This is a genomic window from Leptospira perolatii, assembly GCF_002811875.1.
Taxonomy (GTDB): domain Bacteria; phylum Spirochaetota; class Leptospiria; order Leptospirales; family Leptospiraceae; genus Leptospira_B; species Leptospira_B perolatii.
In genome coordinates, this window is the sequence record NZ_NPDZ01000016.1 from 36,771 (window position 1) to 51,620 (window position 14,850).

Consider the following 14,850-nt stretch of genomic DNA (forward strand, 5'->3'; position numbering starts at 1 on the left):
TAATATGAAATACGAACCCGCAGACTTTCTATCTCGCTATTTTATCGTACTATTTCGAGCTCGAATCCAAAAATATTTGGATTCTTCTGATCCGATTCGAAAGCTCGCCTATCTCTGCCTAGGACTTCTGTTTTTAAACGGATTTCTGTTCGTATTTTCGATCAAAGATTTATGGAGAATTCCGAAGGCGAATTTGTACGAAAAGCCTTCGATCTTGTACGGCACAAATTCTTCGGGAAATTACGAACCGATCGCCGAGTTCTACAGATTTTCCCGAAACGTTCTGACTGAAAATGATCTACCCGGAGGATGGGAAAACAAAGTAATTCGCTGCTTTGAATCCACCGAAGACAACAATTTCCGCAGTCATAAAGGCTTGGACATACGCGGTATTCTTAGAGCCGCGATGGTCAATTTGATCGCGGGAAGAGTGAAGGAAGGAGCATCCACCATCACTCAGCAGGTAGCTAGATTAAAATTTTTGAATACTGAAAGATCCTTTCTTCGAAAAGCAAGAGAAGCTTGGTTGGCTCTGCTTCTGGAAGTCGTTTTTGACAAGAAAACCTTGATGGAGATCTACCTAAACGAGATCCCGCTGGGACACGGCACGATCGGGGTAGGAGCTGCTTCAAAATTTTATTTTCGTAAGGACGTAAAAGATTTGGGCTGGGGAGAAGCCGCGCTTCTAGCTAGCTTAACGACCCGTCCGAAAGAATTTTCTCCACTCGTAAACCCGAATACTTCGGCGAATAAAGTCCGAGTTGTTTTTAAAAAGCTCGTTGAAAACGGCATCTTGGATGTACAAACCGCCGAAAGAGAATACGACGCTTTCGCAGAATATTATATTACTCTAAACAGATCTCCGAACGATTCTGCCTTCGGAGATCGCTTGAACCGATTCCCTTATTTTACAGAATACGTTCGTAAAAACCTTTCGCGGTACATTCCGCAAGAGCAGCTTTATGAAGGTGGTCTAAAAATTTATACCACCTTGAATATTCAGCACCAGACCCAAGCCGAAAAGGCTCTCTATGCCGGACTGAAGCAGCAGACCCAAATCTCTAATCAAAGAGCCTTTACCAAAATCGATGCATTCGAGGATTCCTATGGAGATATCTACGAGCTTTTAGCCGAGCTTCACGATATCCCAGAATTCAAATTCAAAATCTCCAGATCTTATAGAACCTTCAATCGAGCCTGGCAAGAAGATCTTAGAGATGAACTTTCGATCCTTAGTTTAATGTCCGGTGCGGACGGAACGGGAGAAGCGATTGAAGGAAATTATCGGAGCCAACAAACAGAAGACCATCTTTTACCTGTAGAAGGCGCGATTATTTCAATTCGCCCTAACACAGGTTTTATTACCGCTATGGTCGGTGGTTCTGGATTTAGATCTGACAACCAACAGATCAGAGCTTTTCAAGCTTACAGGCAACCAGGATCTGCCTTTAAACCTCTCATTTACGCTTCGGCAATGGAGTATTTCCATGAACATCCAGATCCGAAAAAAAATGTGACCGCCTCATCATTGTTTGATGATTCTCCCTTGCATTACGTTCTCGAAGATGGAGATGAATGGAACCCCACCAACTATACCGGAGAATATTCAGGATTTATAAGATTAAGACAGGCTCTGGAGTTGTCCAGAAACAGTGTTGCCGTAAGACTTCTGGAACATACCGGGCTCAATAATCTATTGCCTCCTTTAGAAAAACTTCTTCAGATCGAGAACAGAAATCTGCCAAGAGACTTTTCGCTTTCATTAGGAAGTTTTGAAGTATCTCCATTCGAATTGGCAAGAGCCTATGCTGTCTTTGCTTCCGGAGGCAAACAAGTATTTCCAATTAGCGTACTTTATGTAGAAGATGATAAGGGAAATCTAATAAAGGATTTCAGAAAGGAAATGGAATCCAAGGAAAGAAAGAGATTAGTTTCCCCTGAAGTAAGTTATATCATTACTTCGATGATGCAAGACGTTATCAGCAAAGGAACTGGAACTGGAGCGAGAGCTTACGGACTCACTCGACCAGCGGCAGGAAAAACAGGTACGACCAACAATTTCAGAGACGCTTGGTTTGCGGGATATACTCCAGAATTAGTAGGAGTGGTCTGGGTTGGCTATGATATCGGAACTTTATCTTTAGGTCGAGGAATGTCGGGGGCCATCGTAGCTGCACCAATCTGGGGTAGATTTATGGCAAACGCTCTCTCAGGGGAAAAATCCAAGCCTTTCGATTTCGGAGACGCAAAAATTGTACGAAGGACGATTTGTTCCATCTCCGGTAAATTGCCTGGAAGTCATTGTTACCAAACAGAAGAAGAAGTTTTTGATAAAGCGACCGTACCTACGGAAATCTGCGATGATCACAAGGGTGTAGGAGCTCCCGAAGTAGTCCCCGAAACTAACACTCCACCCAGTTCCAAGAAGAAGCCGAACCTATTTGAAGGCGACGAGGATGTAATTCGCTAGGAGCTTTCCTGCAAAAAGAGTTGTCGATTTCGCACCGGACAGCCAAATAGATTAAACCCCCCTTTTGAAAGGCGATCGAATCAAAAGAAATTTCGAGTCTTTCTGCGTGAGTCTCCGGCCACGATACTGGGTGTTTTTCTGATTCAGGAGTAACAGATGGCGATCGGCAAGGACAATAATAATAGCGTAATCGGACCTGGCTCCATCTTCGAAGGGAAGTTTTATATTGCTGGTTCTCTTCGGATCGATGGGAAGTTTGAAGGAGAAATCAAAACCGACGACGCCCTGTTTATTGGAGAAACCGGAAAGGTCCGTACCAACATTTCTGCCCGAGAAGTAGTCGTTGCAGGCACATTAATCGGAAACATAAAAGCAGAGAGTGAAGTCCGCTTGGAAGAAACAGGCAGACTATTAGGTGATATTATCGCTCCGGCGCTCACCTTGGCCAAAGGAGTGGTCGCAAAGGGAAATATTACAGTGACCGGGGGTCAAAAGAAGGATGTGAAAAAGATCGTAGAAGAATCCTTCGGAGGTACTCGGACCCTGGACAACGGAAAAGAAGAATAAAGACCTATTCGGAAACAAGAAGGACTTCAAATCTTCTAGGTACTCCGAAAATCTAAGACTTTTCTTCTCCGAAAATCTCGATTCGCTATAAGGTGGCGGCCGATAATTAAACTGTATGATCTTCAAAAAGCCCAGGAAGCTGACTGCAGGAAAGGAAATTCTCCGAACGGATAATTTCACTTTAATTTACCTGGGCTCTTTCCATATTCACTATTCCTTTTATTTCAGGGGAAACCTCTACCACGGAAGTTTGGATTTTCGCAGAAGAAAATTCAGAATGATTCCTGTTTTTGCCTCCGTCTTTTTGCTGTTACTCTTCCTCGGAATCTGGATGAATCCTTCGAATGCGATGATAGAATCACAGCCGGATGAAGTACAGGAAAACGACTCCGAAGATAGAAGGGCAAAATCCGGAGACGCGAAATTTTTAGAAGAATCTGAAAAGGCCAAGCTGACGATTCTCATGGCCAACGAAATCCGAACTCCAGGCGATAAAAAGAAGCAGTTAAAGGTTACTACTTACAAGGTAAAAAGAAACGAAACACTTTCTGAGATTGCGACCAGATTTAAGGTATCGATGGAATCCATCTCGGGCTCTTCTTCGATCAATGTTGACGACACTTTGTATCCGGGACAAATTTTACAAATACCGAATAAAACAGGCTTACTTTACAAACTCAAAACCGGAGATACGATCGCCAGAGTAGCAACTCTGTACAAAGTCAATCTGGATGAAATATTAGAAGAAAATAAATTAGATGATCTGGATATTCTTAGACCTGGCCAAAAAGTATTTTTGCCAGGAGCAATTATCCCGGATCCGGCTCCTAAATGGGTCGTGCCAGTACAATCCAGAATTGTAACTTCAAAATTCGGATGGAGAACCTACCCTCAGCACAAGTTCCACGAAGCCTTAGATTTAAAAGCAAACTACGAATCGGTCGCAGCTGCCAGAAACGGGAAAGTGATCTTTTCCGGTTGGATGGGCGGTTACGGAAACGCGATCGTGATCGAACACAACGACGAATTCAAAACTTTGTATGCCCACAACTCAAGATTGAGCGTAAAGCGCGGAGATTATGTGATTGCAGGAAAGAAAATCGCGACATCCGGGTGCACCGGATATTGCTTTGGACCTCATCTGCATTTTGAAGTGATCCACCGAGGCAAATCGGTAAATCCTGCGAAATATTTGAAGGGATTGGCTTACAAAAAAGGTTCCAAACCGAACCACTAAAAGACGTCTTTCTCCTAACAATTTTCAAATATTAGAATAGACCTTTCTACTTGCAGAATTGTGCCGGATTCTTAAGGTAAATTCTATGAAACTGTCTCCGCTCTCCGAGAATCGCTTCCGTCAACTGATTCGTTTTGCCGTACTACTTTGTTTCCTATTCTACTTTTCCTGCAGCAAAACTGTAGGAGAACTTTTAGAAACAAGAATTTCAAATTCTTATGCGAACACGCAATCCTTGGAAATCATGTTTTCTACCACAAGGGCGACGAATTCGAATTCCCAGGTAGCGTGCTCTAACGCATATTTTATGGTGTTCGGAAATCAAACTTCAAAGACTGGATCCTGCATCGTAAACGTGCCCGTAGATCACACAGTCGGAGCGATCCCTTTCGGATTAGGAAATCGTGAAAAGCTATTTCAATTCTTAGATCATCGAATTTCCCCTGACGGATCGGAAGAAGCAAATTGGTGGAAAAAAGTAGAGTCCGACGCCAGCCAGGAGATATTAATTTTCGTTCATGGATTCAATGTAGGATTCGAAGAAGCAATCCTAAGAGCGGCTCAGATACAGTTTGATCTAAAATTTCCTGGAAGAATGATCGCGTACTCTTGGCCGGCGGGCGGAGATGTAGGAGTTCTCAGCCAGCTCATGCTAAAATCCACCTATGAAAAAAATTTGGTTTCTGCCCAGAGCAGCCGGGAATCGTTTAAAAACTTCCTACGCAGAATTTCCAAAACAGATAAAAAACTCCATCTAATCGTTCATTCCATGGGCCACCAAGTGGTACTTCCTGCGATTGCAGAATTAGCAAAGGAATCCGGCTCTCCATTACTTAAGGAATTGATCCTGAACGCTCCGGACTTTGATACTGGAGAATTTATCATGCTCATGGATGCCCTTAAGAAATCAGCAGAAAGGATTACTCTGTATTGTTCGCCCGGAGACTCCGCATTAATCGCTTCTTCTCAAATCCATCAAACCGGACGCCTAGGCACCTGTTCCAAATTTCCAGGAGTGGATGTAATCAACGTAAATCCAATCGATTCCTCGATCATTTCTCTAGGACACGGATACTACTCCTCTCGGCCTATTCTTACCGATCTTTATCAATTACTCTTGGGAATGAGTGCAGAGAAGAGACTCTTTATTAGAAAATCTTTAGGAAACGAAAATTACGTACTTCGGAACTAGCATGATTTAACAATCGGCGTTAAAATAACGCTTGTTCGATATTACAAAAATTGAATACACTTTTTTTGTTTTCGGTAGACGTTCGTTTTCGAATTTGGCAAATCCGAAGACGAGATTTTTCTTTTTTCCATTCGCTTCTCTGGACGAAACGAGTAGTAATTTTTCTGTGCCGCAGTTTCGACACAAAATTGTGAATCATTCCATAATTATATGGTTGAAACTCGAGGTTTCTTTCGTAGATTATAGTAATGCTCACAAAACCTAAAATACTTGTGGTAGAGGATGAAATCATAGTAGCAGTCAACCTCGGCCAAAAGCTAAAAAAATTAGGTTATGATTTAGTCGGCATCACTTCTTCCGGGGAGGAAGCAATTCAAAAGGCAGAGGAAAATCATCCAGATTTAGTGCTCATGGATATCAATATCGAAGGCAACCTCGACGGAATTCAAACCGCAGAAGTGCTTCGAAATCGCTTTCAAACTCCTGTAATATATCTCACTGCATATGCAGACGAAAACACTCTAAACAGGGCAAAAAGAACCCAGCCCTTGGGCTATATTGTAAAACCTTTCGAGTCGGACCAACTACGCTCCTCTATAGAGGTTGCATTATATAAAAATGAAGTAGAATTTCAGCACAGGAAGAGCGAAGAAAATCTAAAATCCACTCTGAACCAAATCGAGAGCGGGATTCTAACCACGGACGAAAAAGGCTTGGTGCTATTTTCGAATCCTGCCGCAGAAATTTTTACAGGTTATAGTATTTCAGAATGTGTCGGAAAACCAATTTCCAAAATTTTAAAGTTGGAATCCAAGGACGGAGGTCCAAAAGAACTTCCTATCGATCAAATCCTGGGTGAAAATCGGATGTTGGAATGGGGAGAAGTACTTCTCACAGATTCAAACGGAAAGAGAAATCCAGTTGCGGTGAGTTCCTCTCCTATCCTGAATTCCTCAGGTATCGCAACTGGTTCAATCACTGTATTAAGATCACCGAATACAGCGAATAATGAACCAGGACAAGCTTATCTAAAAGAAATTCATCATAGAATCAAGAATAACCTAACAGTCATCTCTTCCCTCTTGAGCATGAATGCCTCCAATTTGAAAGATCAGGAGAGCATGGAAATTTTCAGGGAGAGTCAGCATAGAATACACGCGGTAGCATTGCTACATGAGGTGCTTTACGAAAATCATGATCTGTCTTCCATTAGTTTCGATTTGTATGTACGAAAGCTGACGGATCTTCTTTTCGAAGTTTACAAAGTAGACAGAAACAAAATCAAACTTATATTAGATATTCGTGAAGCCAAAATTCCCAGCGAGGCGGGAATGAACTGTGCACTTATTATTAACGAACTTCTCACTAACTCATTTAAGCACGGATTATTGGGAAGAGAACGTGGCGAAATCATTGTCAGATTCTATAAAGAAAAGAATCAATATGTCTTAGAAGTAAAAGACGATGGGGTAGGACTACCAGACCCGCAAAATAGAACCAAATCCCCGGGGTCTCTCGGGCTATCTTTAGTAGACTCTTTCGTAAAACTGCTACAAGGAAAATTAGAAATCAAGAACGATTCCGGTTGTTTGGTGAAACTAAGCTTTCCGATAAAAAAAGAAGTAGAGTCCAAATAAAACTGAAATTATCTCTGGTTCGCCTTTTCCACCCAAACCATGCTTAGGCGGCTGACAACTTATCCGAGCATATCTATCTTTCTATATCTCGAAAATCGCCGTAAAAAGTCCTTTCCCTAGGTTCTTCGTGGTCGGAATCTGATCTAATGAAGACATCGTTTGAATTCTTTGAGATCGAACCAAGGGAAGATAGCACTGCGATCGTTTATTTAAACCGTCCTGATAAACGAAACGCAATGGATTGGAGCTTTTGGAGAGACCTACCTTTCGTGGTAGAAGAAATCAATTCGAACCCGAAGATCAATGCTTTCGTAATCGCCGCGAAAGGAAAATCCTTCTCCACTGGACTCGATTTAGATTCCTTCTTTCAACAATTCGGCACAGTTGTTCAGGGTACTTTCGGGGACGATCGAAAGGTATTTTACGAGCTGATTCTTAGAATGCAAAAAGGAATCAACGCGATTTATCAATCTCCGAAGCCGTCCATTGCGGCGGTTCATAGACATTGTATCGGAGGCGCCTTGGATTTGATTTCGGCTTGCGATATTCGTTATGCGACTAAGGACGCGACAATCTCTCTGAGAGAGGCAAAAGTAGGAATCGTGGCAGACATGGGGTCCATCAATCGATTGCCATCGATTATAGGACAGGGTCATACACGAGAACTCGCTTATACTGGAAAAGATATAGACGCAGACGAAGCGTATCGAATCGGATTGATCACCAAAGTATTTCTTAATTATGAAGAATTACTGAGTGGAGCGTTGGAAACTGCTTCTGAAATTGCAGCGAATCCTAGGATTGTAGTCCAAGGTGCGAAGGAAGTCCTAAACTTCGCGGAAGGCAAACCTCTTGATGCGGGCCTAAACTACGTCGCAGTGTGGAATTCCAGCTTTATGGATTCCCGGGATTTCAGGGAAGCAATGTATTCTTTCAGAGAAAGAAGACGGCCAGAATTCAATAAAAATACGAACGGAAGTTTAAACGTACAAATCGAGTAGTCTGGATCTGCCTTCGCTTTCTTTAGCTTGTAATTGCGATTCTACGCCTAACTTCAACAGTTTGGAATTTAGATCTGCTTGAGCCTGGAAGATTTCTCGTGGTAAATTTGCCACTCTTTCCAGAATTAATGACTGATTGGCTTGGCTTGTGATTTCCATATTCACACTTTCCTAAAGGTTTTCGGGTAGTTTCTCTTTCTGTTCCCCCTATTCCGATCATCGGTAATACCGCGTAAAACTTGATAAAATTTCCTTTTTTTTTAGTCTGTCCAGGTCGTGAGATTTAGGGAACTCATTAGAAGCGCTATCCAAAGAGAAAGGCAGAAGGAATTCACAAAAGCCTTCAATTTATACAAAGAATCGCTGCGTCATACCAGTAATCCAAAGACTGTATTAAAAATTAAGAACCGCCAAGCTTGGTGTCAGTATTTCATCGGGAACACGCGCGAAACCTTAAACCTCTTCCAGGAACTGATGGATAACTTCCCTACCCATCCTGAAAGTCGTCTGCATTACGCAAACTACCTGATCAAGGTCCATAACTACAAACAGGCAAAAAAAATTTTGGGAAAGGCGGTAGAGGCATTTCCGGACCAGCTAGAACTTTATCTTACATTAGCAAGTTTGTTAAAGGACACAGATCGATCCAACGAGGCGATTACTGTGCTCAAACAAGCCTTGGCTCAAGAGAAACTTTCCAGGGGTAGAGGAATCAAAAGAAAGGATATCTGGGCGGAACTTGGATATTTATATTTCCAAAGAGGTGATTATAACTCTGCCTTGGCCTCTCTTAAGACCGCCATGAGAATGGACGAAGAGGAACATTTCTTACATTACGATATGGTGGCCCAATGTTATCTGAAGGTAGGAGATCATAAGAACGCTCTGAAATTCATTGATCTATATATTAAATATTTCGGAGATGGAGACGCCGACATTCTGGTCATCAAAGCAAGAGCACATGCACAATTAGGTGAAAGTCATCTTGCATGTGCTTCGCTTCTTCAAGCTTACTCTATGGAGAACGGACTTAAGCTTTCTGCAGAGGATATGGTAGATTTTGGACCTTTACTCCAGACCGGTTTCTTTGATACTCTTGAAAATGTAGAGATAGACGAAGCTTAAATTTAAAGATTTTTTAATAGAGGTTTTAACTCAGATAAAACCTGTTCTTCTGGAATCGTAAGGTCGAGCTTGTCCACTTTCCTAGGAACTCTTCCCATGGCGACATCATCTGCAAGACCTTTGATCTTTGTAAGGATAGATTGATCGGTACAATTCGAGATGGAAATAATATTCGGAATTTCTTTGTCCCAGGAAAATCTAAGACCGGGAGAATCTACAAAGAATGACTCGGTAATCCCGTCCCCTTCCTTGTCCATCATCGTATAAACAGTGGAATCCCCAGTGATCACTGTGACCTTTTTTCCCTTCAGGTAATTTTCCACCTTGATCCTAGTATTGGTCATGTCCCGGTTCCAAAGATAATAATAGAGTTTTTCGATGTGAGTTTCCAAGAGTCTGTCTCTTCCTTTTCGAAAAATATCTCCGTACTTTTTCCCGACTTCTTCTTCTCCTCGCATCTGCCCATCGACTTCCCTAGGGCTAGTCGAGTGCAAATAGTAATCCGGCTGCCCATTCAATTGATTTGTATAGAAGGTTTGGTCCTTTCGGTCTCCAGGGTAGGGATTTGTCTCCGGACCTGGATTTCTCAAAAATTGAAGCAGTACATTCTTCCTTTCTCTAGTTTTAGAAGCAAATTCTACAAAACGATTTCGTAATGCACTAGTTCGAGGTGAGTCCTTGCCGTAGATTCTTTCCGCGCGCGAATATTCCGCATAAGCAGCTTTTTCTGCAGCATACGCTTTTAGCAAATCGTCGTCATATTTTAGAAGCAGATCGAATTCCTTGGACTTTGGCTCAGGTTCGGAAATCGGTGCAGTATTGTTTTGTGGGTTTTCGCCTTGCGTCTCAGGAGTCTTAGCTCCGCCGGGCTCCGGATGCGCATCCAGACTTTTTTTACCGATGGATCTTTCTCCTTCGGGCAACTTGTAATATTCTTCGTCCAGTTCCTTTAGTCGAGTAAACCTGTAGATCTTGCCTAGATATTCTTTTTCCTTTCCTTTGACCTGAGATGGATCGTCATACCCATCCTTCAAGAGAGTGAGTTGGCCTCTGTCTATGATTACCAAGGTTGCTAAAGAATTGTCTTTGGATAAATTGCGATCAGGAAGAGACCTTCCCTCCGAATCCACTAGCTGTATATAATGAAATGCGAGCCGATCTGTGCGAAAATCAGTGATATTCGTTACATCCGGGGAAGTTTGCAGATCCACCCCCAAAACCTGACTAAGACTCAGGAATGGTAATGCAAAAAAGCCGATTTTTCTAGAAAACTCCGACAACATCCGGTACTTCTTATCGGCCAAATCAAGGCCCGAAACAAGTGGAGATATCGAAGTATCAGGATTTTACCTAACGTGTTTTTCGTTTAATGAATACGATAATCCAGAGATCTGGTCCAATTGACCGCTCAAACGATATTCAATCGTTTGCAAATCGGGAAAATTCTCAAATAAGGTCTTCTCCGCGGCAAGAAAGGCGGAGGAGAGCAAGGCTAGCTTTCTGCGATTGATTTCGGAACTTTTCGCTTCCTCAGTCATCTGGCTCGCATACGTATAGTCGATTCGGAATTTCATTTCGGAAAGAATATCCTCTAAGCTGGACTTTCTCAAATCGATGATCAGCACATTTCCTCTCTTCCAAAGGGCTATGACTGAAAACTGGAGATTCGGAAGTTTTTTCAAACTTTTGAACTGATTCGAAGATTGACCTACCGTGTGATCAAAGTAGCTAGATTCTCCGACCTCTCCGATTAAGGAAAGAGCATCATGTCTGAAGTCGTCTCCGGTTAATAAAACTTTTCTTCGAATCGGCGAGACACTTCCTTCCCCATCCGATCCGTACAGTGTCACTTCTTTTCTAGGATCCGAGTTCGGAAGGTCATACAAAGAGAATGGAATTAGAAGTTTAAAAGGACTTTTACCGGCGAGAACGAAGCCCGTAATAAATAATGAAACTAAGATCCAAGAGTAGGTTAAGAAAAGGATTCTTTTTCCTTCCGGACTAGAAACAGGAAGAGTTGCAATCTGAAAGATCTTACCATAAAGAGCAGCCCATCTCGCCGAGATCGGATCCCAAACTTTTCGAAAACCTTCCTTAATCTTTTGCCAATTCATAGGCTCTAATACCTTCCACAACGCTTTTGGCAATCCGAACCTGAGTGGCTTGATTTTCCAAAAGTCTAGCTTCCCGAGGATGAGTCAAATACCCCATTTCAATCAAAATAGCCGGCATTAAGCTTCCCCGTAATACGGAGAAGTCAGCTTTTTTGACCCCTCTTGACAATATCTTTGAACCAAGGTTTTTTTTCATCTCCGTTTCCACTCTGTGTGCCAGGAGACGACTCCTTCTCTGGATAAGAGAGGACAACATTCCGGCCTGTATTTTTTTGTAGGTGTTCCTACCCTTCAGACCGCCGATCTTATTTTCTAAAATAGCTGTTTCTCTTCCTGATTCACTGGATGGTGTCTGGGATAAATAGTAGACTTCAAAACCGTTTACATCCTCCGCAATAGACGCATTGCAATGCAGGCTCAAAAAAAGTGCTGTCCCACCCTTCTTTAATTGCGAATTGGCAAGTTCGGATCTTCTTTCCAGTTCTATAAATACATCCTCCGAACGAGTAAGAACCACTTGGATTTCGGGATATACTTTATTTAGAAATTTCTTAAGAGCACGAGCTACTTTTAACGAAACTTGTTTCTCCTGGATTCCGTAATTGGAGGAAGTCCCCGGATCTTTTCCACCGTGCCCAGCATCGATCACTATTGTGGAGATATGCAATTGTTCCAGAGTGTTGCTAACTTCAAAAACAAGCTCCGATTCCAGAAACTCGTATTTTACATCTTCGGGGAGCAACTGAACAAAAATCGATTCCACCACTTCCGGAGGAATCACAAAATCCTTATCGGAGTACAAAACGGGCAGGCTTGTCTTTTCGATCCAGCCGTTGATTGTGTAAAAGGTGGAACCGATTCTAAAACGGATCTCTCCCTTGGAATGCAAAATAGACCCGACCATTGTGGCAGGGTCGAACTCGGATTTTAAAGTCGGAATCTTTTCTCTAATTTCTTTGAACCTTACATAACGATACTTTCCGATCGTTTGTATCCGTTCCTGCCCAAGAATTGGGCCAACATAAAAAAAGAAAGAAACCGCTAAGAGCCAAAGAAGGATTTGATTTTTTTCCAAAGCGATTCCTTCTTTTTCGGTTGTTTCACTTTGTGTTCGTTGATATCGAACAGATTTCTCTTTTTCTTATCGTAATTTCTTTGCTTTTGATTTGAAGGTTGAAAGTTCTCTTTTCCGTGACTCTTAGGTTTTCCTTTCTTCCTTCCTTGGGATTGGTTTTCGGATTTTCTCCTGTCCGAAGGCCCGCCCAACATAGAATCCGCCTTTTGAAGGAACTGTTCCGCTTCTTCAATTGCAGCTTCTGGTCTCTTTTTACCAAACCTATCTCTTCTGTGAGGATGAGGCGCGGCACCTTTAGCACCTTTAGAATCGTTTCTGCGGTCTCTGCTTTTTCCTTTCTGATAGCCGCCATTCTTATTATCTCGAGATCTATCTCTGTCCTCGCGGCCATGAGGTCTTTTGCCGTTTCGTTCGTGTTTTTCTCCGAACGTATGATCGTAGGCGTCTCCGCCCACAAATGCTTGAAATTCGCCTTCTGGGAACATTAGTAATTTCTCATCTATTTGTATAATTTCTATTTTTTGTTTTAAGTATTTCTCTATCTTTTCGAGCTCGGTATAATCCGACTCAGAGCAAAAGCTTACGGATTTTCCCATTCGGCCTGCTCTCGCGGTTCTTCCGATTCGATGCACATAGTTTTCGGTATCCTGGGGAAGGTCGAAATTGAATACGATTCCGATATTCTCTACGTCGATTCCTCGACTCGCCACATCCGTCGCGACCATATATTTGAATTTTCCGGATTTAAAGTCCCTCATTAATCTGAGTCTTTTTTTCTGGTCTAGGTCGGACGAAATCCCTGTGACAGGAATTCCATATTTTCTTAAAGTATGAACGATTCTTGGAATATTCGCTTTAAAATTCGTGAATATGATTCCTTGTCCATCAACATCGGAAAGCAAAATCATGTTCACCATGTAAGGCAACTTTTCTTCTCTTCCCAAGTGCGCCAACTTCTGATCGATTCTTTCCGTAATGATTTTTTCTGGATTGATCTGAATTTCTACAGGTTCGTTCATAAACCTGTAAGCAAGTCTCATCACTTCCACTGAAAGAGTCGCCGAAAACAACATCGTTTGTTTTCGATTCTTGCATTTATGCAAAAGCCATCGAATATCGTTGATAAACCCCATATCCAACATACGATCAGCTTCGTCCAAAATGAAATATTCCACCGCATTCAGATCTGCGGTTCCACTTCGAGCCAAATCGATCAGTCTTCCGGGTGTAGCTACGATGATTCCATCCAGTTTTTCTAAATCACGATTTTGTGATTTATAATCAGTACCACCTATGATCGAAACTACTCTGTGCTCTGATCCTTTTAACAGCTTCTGAGCCTCTTCGGCGATCTGAATCACCAATTCTCTTGTAGGAGCTAAAATGAGCGTACTGATTCCGGTGATATTTTTACTGATCAGATTTTGAATGACTGGGACCAAAAATGCGACGGTCTTTCCAGTTCCGGTCTGTGCAAGACCGGTGATATCTTTTCCTTCGATCCCAAATGGAATCGCTCTTTCTTGAATGGGGGTGAGCTCGACAAAACCGGCTTCTTCGATTGCATTTTGTAATTTCGGCTCGAGCTGTAATTCTTTGAACTTCATAGTTTTTTTTGTGCGAGAAAATGAAATGTGTCACCGTAGCAGGCAACGTCCGCGTAGAAGGCAAACAATCGGTGATTCAGGTATTTTCCTTTCCAGCCCTTATCTCTTTTAGGGTGGTAGGACATGGGTTTCTTATATACCGAAGTGAAACCGTACAATTTCAACATTTTTTTCAGAGACTCTGGTGAATAATCCCAAAAATGGTCCGAAGGGTGAGTCTTCAACCACTCTTTAGGATCAGTTACGTAGGTAGGTCCTTGCATGGAGGGTAATCCTAAAAATAGAAAACCTCCCGGTTTGACTAGGTCCGCAATTTTTTGAAATGCCTTTTCTGCCTCGGGAAAATGCTCCACTACAAAGAAAGCACATACAGTATCAAATTTAGAATCTGGCAAAAATTCGGTCTCTAAAAATGAACCGGAAACTACATCCAGAGAAAGAGTTTTCTTTGCAAACTGAACTTCTGTTTTTGAAAGCTCTATACCGCTTACAGAATAACCTTCTTTTCTGGCCTCGTCTAGAAAGAATCCGGAAGCGCAGCCGATTTCGTACAAGGACTTATTGGTCGGTTCCTGAAATTTTCGAAGGATCTTTATTCTACGTTTTGCCAGCTCACGAAGCTGGGGCTCGTCCTCATAGTAAGTCTTTTTGTACTGATTTTTGTATTCCTCTTGAAAATAGGAATCTTCATATTTTCGAACCTTTGCGGGAAGATAAAAGTGCACTCCAGTTTTTCGGCATACCAGATAGGTTTCCGGGAACTTAGGATGTGGAACCAGGTCGAAAATCGCGCTCATTCTATACGGGTGCTATTCGTTAGAATAT

Annotated in this window: 13 protein-coding genes; 7 read left to right on the forward strand and 6 right to left on the reverse strand. The window is 42.2% G+C overall.

The genetic code is table 11. The annotated features are described in order from the left end of the window. Positions 1 to 4: 4 nt before the first annotated feature. The 6 genes from CH373_RS16975 to CH373_RS17005 all read left to right on the forward strand — a co-directional run bounded on the left by CH373_RS16975 (position 5) and on the right by CH373_RS17005 (position 8,104). Positions 5 to 2,470 carry a penicillin-binding protein 1A gene (locus CH373_RS16975; protein ID WP_100715069.1) on the forward strand — a complete coding sequence of 822 codons (2,466 nt, stop codon included), beginning with the start codon at positions 5 to 7 and terminating at the stop codon, positions 2,468 to 2,470. A gap of 156 nt (positions 2,471 to 2,626) precedes the next feature. Continuing rightward, positions 2,627 to 3,037, forward strand: a complete 411-nt coding sequence (locus tag CH373_RS16980; protein ID WP_100715068.1) for a bactofilin family protein — start codon at positions 2,627 to 2,629, stop codon at positions 3,035 to 3,037. Positions 3,038 to 3,152: 115 nt separating this feature from the next. After that, positions 3,153 to 4,274 carry a peptidoglycan DD-metalloendopeptidase family protein gene (locus CH373_RS16985; protein ID WP_100734108.1) on the forward strand — a complete coding sequence of 374 codons (1,122 nt, stop codon included), beginning with the start codon at positions 3,153 to 3,155 and terminating at the stop codon, positions 4,272 to 4,274. 85 nt (positions 4,275 to 4,359) lie between these two features. Then, positions 4,360 to 5,466, forward strand: a complete 1,107-nt coding sequence (locus CH373_RS16990; RefSeq protein WP_100715413.1) for an alpha/beta hydrolase — start codon at positions 4,360 to 4,362, stop codon at positions 5,464 to 5,466. 248 nt (positions 5,467 to 5,714) lie between these two features. Then, the gene (locus CH373_RS17000) at positions 5,715 to 7,103 is read left to right on the forward strand and encodes a histidine kinase dimerization/phosphoacceptor domain -containing protein (protein ID WP_100715415.1); all 1,389 of its coding nucleotides are present in this window, start codon (positions 5,715 to 5,717) and stop codon (positions 7,101 to 7,103) included. Between the two features lie 146 nt (positions 7,104 to 7,249). Continuing rightward, entirely contained in the window at positions 7,250 to 8,104 is an 855-nt protein-coding gene (locus CH373_RS17005; RefSeq protein WP_100715416.1) for a crotonase/enoyl-CoA hydratase family protein, read from the forward strand. Here the strand turns inward: CH373_RS17005 and CH373_RS17010 are convergent. Continuing rightward, the gene (locus CH373_RS17010) at positions 8,084 to 8,263 is read right to left on the reverse strand and encodes a hypothetical protein (protein ID WP_100715417.1); all 180 of its coding nucleotides are present in this window, start codon (positions 8,261 to 8,263) and stop codon (positions 8,084 to 8,086) included. The two genes, CH373_RS17005 and CH373_RS17010, sit on opposite strands and share 21 nt — an antisense overlap. Before the next feature lie 117 nt (positions 8,264 to 8,380). Between CH373_RS17010 and CH373_RS17015 the strand changes: the two genes are divergently transcribed. Continuing rightward, positions 8,381 to 9,229: a tetratricopeptide repeat protein gene (locus CH373_RS17015; protein WP_100715418.1), complete on the forward strand. Its 849-nt coding sequence runs from the start codon at positions 8,381 to 8,383 to the stop codon at positions 9,227 to 9,229. A gap of 2 nt (positions 9,230 to 9,231) precedes the next feature. Here CH373_RS17015 and CH373_RS17020 read toward each other — a convergent pair whose 3' ends face one another. The 5 genes from CH373_RS17020 to CH373_RS17040 form a co-directional block, all read right to left on the reverse strand. Next, a complete protein-coding gene (locus CH373_RS17020) occupies positions 9,232 to 10,512 on the reverse strand; it encodes a hypothetical protein (protein WP_100715419.1) in 1,281 nt (426 codons plus the stop codon). A 63-nt stretch (positions 10,513 to 10,575) separates the two neighbouring features. Beyond that, on the reverse strand, positions 10,576 to 11,343 hold the full coding sequence (locus CH373_RS17025) for an LIC_10740 family protein (protein WP_100715420.1): 768 nt from the start codon (positions 11,341 to 11,343) through the stop codon (positions 10,576 to 10,578). Continuing rightward, positions 11,324 to 12,418, reverse strand: coding sequence for an N-acetylmuramoyl-L-alanine amidase family protein (locus CH373_RS17030; protein ID WP_100715421.1), 1,095 nt, complete (start codon positions 12,416 to 12,418; stop codon positions 11,324 to 11,326). The genes CH373_RS17025 and CH373_RS17030 overlap by 20 nt, the downstream gene beginning before the upstream one ends. Then, positions 12,385 to 14,025: a DEAD/DEAH box helicase gene (locus CH373_RS17035; RefSeq protein WP_100734109.1), complete on the reverse strand. Its 1,641-nt coding sequence runs from the start codon at positions 14,023 to 14,025 to the stop codon at positions 12,385 to 12,387. The genes CH373_RS17030 and CH373_RS17035 overlap by 34 nt, the downstream gene beginning before the upstream one ends. Further along, a complete protein-coding gene (locus tag CH373_RS17040) occupies positions 14,022 to 14,822 on the reverse strand; it encodes a class I SAM-dependent methyltransferase (RefSeq protein WP_100715423.1) in 801 nt (266 codons plus the stop codon). The genes CH373_RS17035 and CH373_RS17040 overlap by 4 nt, the downstream gene beginning before the upstream one ends. Positions 14,823 to 14,850 lie beyond the last annotated feature (28 nt).

Coding starts and splice junctions, on each gene's coding strand:
- CH373_RS17000 (WP_100715415.1), top strand. CDS start 5,715: ATGCTCACAAAACCTAAAATACTTGTGGTAGAGGATGAAATCATAGTA.
- CH373_RS17020 (WP_100715419.1), bottom strand. CDS start 10,512: ATGTTGTCGGAGTTTTCTAGAAAAATCGGCTTTTTTGCATTACCATTC.
- CH373_RS17040 (WP_100715423.1), bottom strand. CDS start 14,822: ATGAGCGCGATTTTCGACCTGGTTCCACATCCTAAGTTCCCGGAAACC.
- CH373_RS16980 (WP_100715068.1), top strand. CDS start 2,627: ATGGCGATCGGCAAGGACAATAATAATAGCGTAATCGGACCTGGCTCC.
- CH373_RS16985 (WP_100734108.1), top strand. CDS start 3,153: ATGATCTTCAAAAAGCCCAGGAAGCTGACTGCAGGAAAGGAAATTCTC.
- CH373_RS17035 (WP_100734109.1), bottom strand. CDS start 14,025: ATGAAGTTCAAAGAATTACAGCTCGAGCCGAAATTACAAAATGCAATC.
- CH373_RS17005 (WP_100715416.1), top strand. CDS start 7,250: ATGAAGACATCGTTTGAATTCTTTGAGATCGAACCAAGGGAAGATAGC.
- CH373_RS17010 (WP_100715417.1), bottom strand. CDS start 8,263: ATGGAAATCACAAGCCAAGCCAATCAGTCATTAATTCTGGAAAGAGTG.
- CH373_RS16975 (WP_100715069.1), top strand. CDS start 5: ATGAAATACGAACCCGCAGACTTTCTATCTCGCTATTTTATCGTACTA.
- CH373_RS16990 (WP_100715413.1), top strand. CDS start 4,360: ATGAAACTGTCTCCGCTCTCCGAGAATCGCTTCCGTCAACTGATTCGT.
- CH373_RS17025 (WP_100715420.1), bottom strand. CDS start 11,343: ATGAATTGGCAAAAGATTAAGGAAGGTTTTCGAAAAGTTTGGGATCCG.